6 protein-coding genes and 1 pseudogene are annotated in these 7,975 nt (G+C 71.1%); 2 read left to right on the top strand and 5 right to left on the bottom strand.

The annotated features are described in order from the left end of the window. The 4 genes from H5J26_RS25650 to H5J26_RS25635 form a co-directional block, all read right to left on the bottom strand. The coding region (locus H5J26_RS25650; protein WP_309238066.1) for a serine hydrolase domain-containing protein at positions 1-920 on the bottom strand (920 nt) is incomplete at its 3' end. Positions 921-972: 52 nt separating this feature from the next. Next, a complete protein-coding gene (locus tag H5J26_RS25645) occupies positions 973-1,764 on the bottom strand; it encodes an energy-coupling factor ABC transporter ATP-binding protein (protein WP_181768343.1) in 792 nt (263 codons plus the stop codon). Between the two features lie 7 nt (positions 1,765-1,771). After that, positions 1,772-2,536, bottom strand: a complete 765-nt coding sequence (gene cbiQ / locus H5J26_RS25640; RefSeq protein ID WP_181768342.1) for a cobalt ECF transporter T component CbiQ — start codon at positions 2,534-2,536, stop codon at positions 1,772-1,774. A 1-nt stretch (position 2,537) separates the two neighbouring features. Beyond that, positions 2,538-3,758 carry an energy-coupling factor ABC transporter permease gene (locus H5J26_RS25635; protein WP_181768341.1) on the bottom strand — a complete coding sequence of 407 codons (1,221 nt, stop codon included), beginning with the start codon at positions 3,756-3,758 and terminating at the stop codon, positions 2,538-2,540. A 267-nt stretch (positions 3,759-4,025) separates the two neighbouring features. Here H5J26_RS25635 and H5J26_RS25630 point away from each other — a divergent pair, with 267 nt between their 5' ends. Next, positions 4,026-4,439: an SsgA family sporulation/cell division regulator gene (locus tag H5J26_RS25630; protein WP_181768340.1), complete on the top strand. Its 414-nt coding sequence runs from the start codon at positions 4,026-4,028 to the stop codon at positions 4,437-4,439. 102 nt (positions 4,440-4,541) lie between these two features. Here the strand turns inward: H5J26_RS25630 and H5J26_RS25625 are convergent, their stop codons facing one another. Next, entirely contained in the window at positions 4,542-6,812 is a 2,271-nt protein-coding gene (locus H5J26_RS25625) for an MMPL family transporter (RefSeq protein WP_181768339.1), read from the bottom strand. Between the two features lie 297 nt (positions 6,813-7,109). On the opposite strand from H5J26_RS25625, the pseudogene H5J26_RS25620 reads away from it, so the two are divergent. After that, positions 7,110-7,975, top strand: a pseudogene (locus H5J26_RS25620) (PD40 domain-containing protein); the annotation flags it as partial.

The following is a 7,975-nucleotide window of genomic DNA, read 5'->3' as shown; positions in this document are numbered from 1 at the left end:
AGGGCGGCGTAGAAGCGCGAGAGGGAACGAGCGGTGGCCACGCCGTGCGAGCCCGGGAGTCCGGCCGCGACGAGAGCCGCGTCGTTCTCGTCCGGGAGGGGGGAGACCGCGTCGAAGGCCCGTCGCGTCAGCGAACGGGGGTCGCTGTAGGCCTGTGTCACCGACTCCTTGGGCCGAACACGCAGGCCCTGAGCGGCGGGCGGCTCCGGCGTGGGCACCTTCGTGAGACGGGCGAGATCCACCTGCGAGGCGTCGGGGAGCCCGAACCACAGGTCGAGCCCCAGCGGGCCTGCGACCTCCTCCGCGAACCAGCGGCCCAGGGACCGGCCCGTCGCGCGCCGCACGAGTTCGCCGAGAAGCCAGCTGTAGGTGTGCGCGTGGTAGCCGTGTGCCGTGCCGGGTTCCCAGAGGGGGGCCTGGGCGGCCAGCGCGGAGGGACCGCTGACGCCGTCGACGGCCTCGGCGGGGGTGAGGGGAGCCGCGAGCGCGGGGAGCCCTGCCCGGTGCGCGAGCAGGTGCCGTACGAGCACGCGCTCCTTGCCGTTCGCCTTGAACTCCGGCCAGTAGGTCGCCACCGGCGCGTCGAGGTCCAACTGGCCCCGCTGGTGGAGCAGATGGAGTACGGCCGCGGCCGGGCCCTTGGAAGCCGATCGCAGGACGGCTGCGGTGCCGGACCGCCACGTGCCGCCCTCCCCCGGTGCGGCCTCCTCCCGGTCCTGCCCGTCAGATGCCGTGTTGGTGTCCCCGGCCCACAGGTCGACGACGACGCGCCCCTCCCGGTGCACGGTCAGGGCGGCGCCGGTCTCCCCGCGGTCCTGGAAGTTCGACGCGAAGGCGTCCCGGACGGGCTCGAAGCCGTCCGCGACGACGCCCTGGACGTCCACGGCGTATCCAGCGTCCTCAGCCTTCTCAGCGCTCACGCCCTCGTCCGTCCCGTCCCTCGTGCCGTCTGCCCGTGCGCCTTCAATGGTGCTACCGCCCGGGTACGGTCACCGACCCGGGGTCGAAGCCGAAGGGCAGCTCGAGGCGGTGCTCGGCCATCAGCCCCTCGTCGCACAGGAGTTGCTGTGTGCCCCCGTCGGCGACGATGACGCCGTCGCTGAGCACGACCGAACGCCGGCACAGCTGAAGGGCGTACGGCAGGTCGTGGGTGACCATCAGCACCGTGACGTCCAACCCCTTCAGGATGTCGGCCAGTTCACGGCGGGAGGCCGGGTCCAGGTTCGAGGAGGGCTCGTCCAGGACGAGGATCTCGGGCTTCATGGCCAGCACGGTGGCCACCGCGACGCGGCGGCGCTGCCCGAAGGAGAGGTGGTGCGGCGGCCTGCCGGCGTGGCCCTCCATGCCGACCTGCGCGAGCGCGTCGTGCACCCGCGACTCGAGTTCGGCGCCGCGCAGGCCCGCCGTGGCGGGACCGAAGGCGACGTCCTCGCGGACCGTCGGCATGAACAACTGGTCGTCCGGGTCCTGGAAGACGATGCCGACCCGTCGCCGGATCTCCGCCAGGTTGCGCGGCGCGACCGGCAGCCCCGCGACGGTGACGGACCCGGCGCCTGCGGTCAGGATGCCGTTGAGATGCAGCACGAGCGTCGTCTTGCCCGCGCCGTTGGGACCGAGGAGCGCGACGCGCTCACCCCGTGGGACGGTCAAGTCGACGCCGAACAGGGCCTGGTGACCGTCGGGATAGGCGTAGGCGAGAGAGGAGACCTGAAGGGACGGCGGTGGCGTCCCTTCGTCCCGCCGGCTGTCCTCGGTGCTGCTCACGGTGTCCTCACAGGGCCCATCCCATCAGACAGACGGCGAGCGCGGCGAACGGAAGCACGGCGGCCCGGGCCCACTGGGCACGCGTCGCACTCACCTCGTCGATGGCGGGCATCGTGCCGGTGTATCCCCGGCTGACCATGGCCAGATGGACGCGTTCACCACGTTCGTAGGAGCGGATGAAGAGCGCCCCCGCCGACTTCGCGAGCACGCCCCACTGCCGCACTCCGCGCGCCCGGAAACCCCGGGAGAGGCGGGCGACGCGCATGCGCCGCATCTCGTCGGTGATGACGTCGCCGTAGCGGATCATGAAGGACGCGATCTGGACGAGCATCGGCGGGAGCCTCAACCGCTGAAGCCCCAGCAGGAGTTCACGCAGCTCGGTGGTCGAGGCGAGGATGACGGAGGCGGCCACGCCGAGGGTGCCCTTGGCGAGGATGTTCCACGCGGCCCAGAGCCCGGACGTGGACAGCGAAAGGCCCCACACCTCGGTGTACGGCCCCTGAGCGACGAACGGCATCAGCACAGCGAACGCCACGAACGGCACCTCGATCAGCAGCCGTTTGAGCAGATGCCCGTACGGCACCCGCGCCGCCCCGGCGACGGCGGCGAGCAGGAGCGCATACAGCCCGAACGCCCACACCGCTCCGCGCGGTGTGGAGACGACGAGCAGGACGAAGCAGAAGACCGCGGCGAGCTTGCAGTGCGGAGGGAGGGCGTGCACGGGCGAGTGTGCGTGCAGGTAGAGCTTGTGCGCGTGGCCCGTGCCGCCCATGTCAGACGGCCCCGCCGTCCGAGCCGGATGCGGAGGAAGCCGAAGTCCCGGCGGGCGTCGCGGAGTTCGCGGAAGCCGCGTTCTCCTCGCCCTCGGCGCGGCGGCGCCGCACAACCACGAAGACACCGCTGCCGACGGCGAGCGTCGCACCGACGCCGATCACGCCTGCGAGACCGCCGGAGAGACGCGTGTCGGCGATCTCCGCGATGCCGTAGTCGGCGAGCGGGGAGTCCTTGGCGGCGTGGTCCTGGGCCTTCTCGTCGATGCCGTTGTCGGCGGCGACCTTCTCCAGACCGTCGGGGCTGGCGGAAGCGTAGAAGCTGACGACGCCCGCGCAGAGCAGAGCGGCGGTCAGACCGCCCAGCCACACCTTGCGGTTGGCCCTGCGCGGGGCGATTGGTGCAACGGCCACAGGCTGCGGCCCGCCGGTCTCACCGGCACCGGCCTCTGCTCCGGCGCCCGCTGCGGAGCGCGGCTTCTGCGCCGTACCGCCGCCCGGTACCGCCACCGCGGAGGTCCGCAGCTCCAGCTTCCGGGACGCCAAGTCCCGTGCCCCGTACACGAGATCGGGCCGTACCGCGATGACCGCGCCGACCGTCGCCGCCGTGATGGCCGCCTCGCCGAGGCCGATCAGCACGTGCACCCCGGCCATCGCGGCGAAGACCTTGCCGAGCGCGACGTCCGCCGTGCCGCCGATCGCGTAGAGCCCCGTGAAGGCGATCGCCGCCATGGGCACCGAGATCAGGGCGGCTGCGAAGGAGGCGCCCGTGACGGTGCGACGGCCGCTCGGGAGGACCCGCAGCAGTCCGCGGAAGATCCCGTACGCGACGAGGACCGTCACCACGCCCATGACGAGGATGTTCACTCCGAGCGCGGTGAGCCCGCCGTCTGCGAAGAGCACTCCCTGCATCAGCAGCACGACGGCGACGCAGAGCACACCCGTGTACGGGCCGACGAGTATCGCCGCGAGCGCACCGCCCAGCAGATGCCCGCTCGTCCCCGCCGCGACGGGGAAGTTGAGCATCTGCACGGCGAAGATGAACGCCGCGACCAGACCGGCGAGCGGTGCCGTCCGCTCAGCCGTGGTTCCGGCGGCGTCCGTGGCCGGCCCACCGCCCAGTTCACGGCGTGCGCCGCGCAGCGAGAGGGCTACCGCACCTGCCGCGGCCACACCGGCCGCGACCGAGACGGGGGCGTTGATGAATCCGTCGGGCACATGCATGACGCCGCTCCGCTTCCTGGCTCGTCGAGATGATCCGGACACTGCACAACCGTTTGATGATAGGGGCTTCCTGCAAATACATTGCAAGAGCGTGTGCGTGGCTCGAATCGTGAACCGCACAAGGGGCGTTCACGGCACTCGTCCGAGGGCTGTGGCAGAACTCACCCCCGTTTGACAGTGACTCTTTGGCTCCCCGTGCGTCTGACACCGCGAGGGGGCAACACAGTCAGAGCGGTTGCGCCCGTCCCGACGACAAGGAGCAGACGATTGTCCACAGTCTTCGATCACACCGTTGAGGTCCGGCTGATCGCGGAACCCCCCGCGGCCAGGTACTTCAGCGCCGTCCTCCGCTACGACGACAGCGACCCGCTGGCGGTCCGGCTCGTCTTTCCCGCCGACGCGTCCCTGGACGGCTCCGAGGTCGCCTGGGCGTTCGCACGGGATCTGCTGGACGCGGGCATGCGCGGACCGTCGGGTGAGGGAGATGTTCACGTGTGGCCGCGCGACGGCGCGCGCACCGTGATCGAACTGCTCTCCCAGGAAGGCGTCGCAGTCGTCGAGTTCGACAGCGCGGATCTCCGGCGCTTCCTGCTCTGCTCCTACGACGTCGTGCCCGCCGGCCAGGAGCACGGCGAACTGGACCTGGAGAGCGGCCTGGACGCGCTGCTTCGCGGGGTCTGAGGCACACCCGCTGCGACGCGGGATGTCATGCGCGGAGCGGACCCGCGCCTCAGCGCGGATCCGCCCCTGAGCCGGTTCGGGTCCCGAACCGGCAGCCGTGCACTACACGTTGGTCGGTTCGTGATCGCGCTGGTGCGGAATGCGGGGACGCTTCCGCCCGTCGTCCGGGCCGGGCGCGCCGTGCTCCTCCGGCTCCAGACGGCGCCGCAGCCGCTCGCCCTCCACGTCGACGTTCGGCAGCAGCCGATCCAGCCATCCGGGCAGCCACCAGGCCTTCCGGCCCAGCAGAGCGAGCACGGCGGGAACGATCGCCATACGGACGACGAGCGCGTCGAAGAGGATGGCGACGGCGAGACCGAAGCCCATCATCTTGATCATCGCTTCGGAGGCGCCGATGAAGCCCGCGAAGACGCTGATCATGATGACGGCGGCAGCCATGACCACCCGGGCCCCCAGCTTGAAGCCGGAGACGACTGCCGTCCCGGGGCCCTCACCGTGCACGTACGCCTCGCGCATACGCGTCACCAGGAACACCTCGTAGTCCATGGCCAGTCCGAAGATGACCCCGATCATGAAGATCGGCATCATGCTCATGATCGGCCCGGTCTGCTCCACGCCGATCAGCTCCGCGAGCCAACCCCACTGGAAGACCGCCACGACGGAACCCAGCGCGGCCAGTACCGACAGCAGGAAGCCCAGCGCCGCCTTGAGCGGGACGAGCACGGAGCGGAAGACCAGCATGAGCAGCAGGAAGGCGAGCCCGACGACGAGCGACAGATAGGGCACCAGCGCGTCGTTCATCACCTGTGAGAAGTCGATGGCGACGGCGGTGGAGCCGGTGACCAGGAGGGTGGCGCCCGTCGCGGCCCGTACGCCATCCGACTCACCGCGGATGTCGCGCACCAGCTTCTCCGTCTCCGCACTGCTGGGACCCGACTTCGGGACGGCGGTGAGGGTGGCGGTGTCTCCGGTCTTGTTGAAGACGGCGGGTGCGACCGCCACGACGCCGTCCGTCTTCGCGACGCGTTTGCCGACCTCCTTGGCCGCGGCCTTGGCGTCGTCGCTCTCCCGGGCGTCGATGACGATCATCAGCGGCCCGTTGAAGCCGGGCCCGAAGCCCTCGGAGAGCATGTCGTAGGCCTTGCGCTGCGTGGTGTGCGCGGGCTGGTTGCCCTCGTCCGGCAGCCCCAGTTCCATGCTCGCCACGGGCACCGCCAGGGTGCCGAGGCCGAGCACGGCCACCGCGAGAACCATCAGCGGGCGGCGCAGCACGAAGCCCGCCCAGCGCTCGCCGGCGCCAGGTCCGGAGCCGGCCGCTTGGGCGTCGGGGACGCCGGTCGCAGGGTTGGCCTTGCGGACCCTGCGCCCGTAGATGCGCTTGCCGACGATGCCCAGTGCGGCGGGCACCAGGGTGATCGCGACCAGGACGGCGATGACGACGGTGCCCGCTGCCGCGAAGCCCATCTTGGTGAGCAGCGGGATGTTCACCACCGCCAGACCCGCGAGGGCGATCACCACGGTCAGCCCGGCGAAGACCACGGCCGAGCCCGCTGTGCCGACGGCACGGCCCACGGCGTCCTCGCGCTCGCGGCCCTCTGCGAGCTCGGCGCGGTAACGGGAGGCGATGAAGAGGGCGTAGTCGATGCCGACCGCGAGCCCGATCATCATCGCCAGCGTCGAGGTGTTGGCCGAAAGGCCGAGCGTGGCACCAAGGGCGGCGATGCCCGAGATGCCGATCATCACGCCCATCAACGCCGTGATCAGCGGGAGTCCGGCGGCGACGAGCGAGCCGAAGGTGAGGATCAGCACGACCGCGGCGACGGCGATGCCGAAGACCTCGCCGTTGCCCACGTCGGGCTGGACGAACAGCGCGTCGCCGCCCGTCTCGACCTTCAGGCCCGCGTCACGGCCCTTCTCCGCCGCCGATTCGATCTTCTCGCGCGTTCCATCGCTGATCTTGTCGGCGGCGACCTTGTAGGTGACGGACGCGTAGGCGGTGGTGCCGTCCTTGCTGACGGCACCGCCGCGGGGGACGAAGGGATCGGTGACGGCGGCCGCCTGACCGCCGGCGAGCTCAGCGACGGTCTCCTTCACGGCGGCCCTGTTGTCGGTCGCGGTGATCTTCTCCCCGCTGGGAGCGCGGAAGACCATGCGGGCGCTCGCGCCCTCGGCGTTGGCCTCCGGGAAGCGCTCCTCCAGCACGTCGAAGGCCTGCTGGGCCTCCGTACCGGGCAGCGCGAAGTCGTCGTCGGGCGGATCGGATGCGGTGGACGCGCCCGCCCCGGCCGCCACCAGCAGCACCACCCATATGAGGGCGACGATGCGGCGGCGCCGGAAGGCGAACCTGCCGAGTCTGTAGAGGAAGGTGGCCACGCTGGAGGACTCCGGTCTCGGGTCGGTACGGACAGAACCGCCACCGCCCCGCGGGTCACCGCGCCCGGCAGTGTCAGTTCATGCCAAAAGACGCTTCCTCGCAGGATGAGGATGAGCCGCGGGCCGCGATGAGGGGCACATCACACCTCTGCTCGGTGCGAGCAGGGGCGAGCACATCGCTCCCGATCGACCTCGCTGAATTGGTATGGATGCCTCATATCCCCTCATACTGGAAACCCCATCGCCGACCGCGACCGGGCACCACGAGGCGCGGTATCCCGCGCGAAGGGAGCCGGCGTGAATGACGACCATGCGTACCTCCCGTACATCCGCCACCCGCACCTGTACGACGACCTGATCTGCTTCGTGGCCGAGGACGACGTGTGGCTGGCGCCGCTCGCCCCCTCGGACGCCGGTCGCAGCTCTCAGGGGCAGGGGCGCGCCTGGCGGCTGACCGTGGACCGTACGCGCGTCAGCCACCCGCGCTTCTCCCCCGACGGACGGCAGATCGCCTTCACCAGCTGGCGCAGCCTGGACCCCGAGGTGCATCTGGTCCCGGTCGACGGCGGAACCGCCCGGCGTCTCAGCTACTGGGGCGCCTCCAACGCCCGCGTCTGCGGCTGGACGCCCGAGGGCGACGTGCTGGCCGTCTCCTCGCACGAGCAGCCGTACTCGCACAGCACCTGGTCCTACCGGCTGCGTACCGACGGCAGTGCTGCCAGCCGCCTCCCGTGGGGACCGGTCGCGGACGTGGCCGTCGCCGCGCTCGGCGGCGTACGCCGCACCCTGCTGCTGACCGGGAAGCCGCCGCACGACCCGGCGGCCTGGAAGCGGTACCGGGGAGGGGCCAGGGGGCGGCTGTGGCTGCACGGCCGGCGCCTCGTGCCCGATCTCGAAGGGCACCTCGACTCGGTGATGTTCGTGGGCGCCCGCATCGCCTTCCTCTCCGACCACGAAGGCGTGGGCAACCTCTACTCGTGCGCCCCGGACGGCTCGGACCTGCGCAGGCACACGGACCACGACGACTTCTACGCACGCAACGCCTCCACCGACGGGGACCGGGTCGTCTATCAGTGCGCGGGCGACATGTGGCTCCTCGACGACTTCTCGCCCGAGGGCAAGCCGCGCCGGCTGGAGATCACGCTGGGCGGCTCCCGGACCGG

The organism is Streptomyces albidus (ex Kaewkla and Franco 2022) (assembly GCF_013870515.1).
In the GTDB taxonomy this organism is placed as follows: Bacteria; Actinomycetota; Actinomycetes; order Streptomycetales; family Streptomycetaceae; genus Streptomyces; species Streptomyces albidus.
The sequence above is the reverse complement of the archived record's forward strand: the minus strand, read 5'-3'. Positions and strand labels throughout refer to the sequence as shown.

Bases quoted from the DNA above. Each gene is read 5' to 3' on its own strand.
- cbiQ (WP_181768342.1), bottom strand. From the start codon at position 2,536: ATGGGCGGCACGGGCCACGCGCACAAGCTCTACCTGCACGCACACTCG.
- H5J26_RS25635 (WP_181768341.1), bottom strand. From the start codon at position 3,758: ATGCATGTGCCCGACGGATTCATCAACGCCCCCGTCTCGGTCGCGGCC.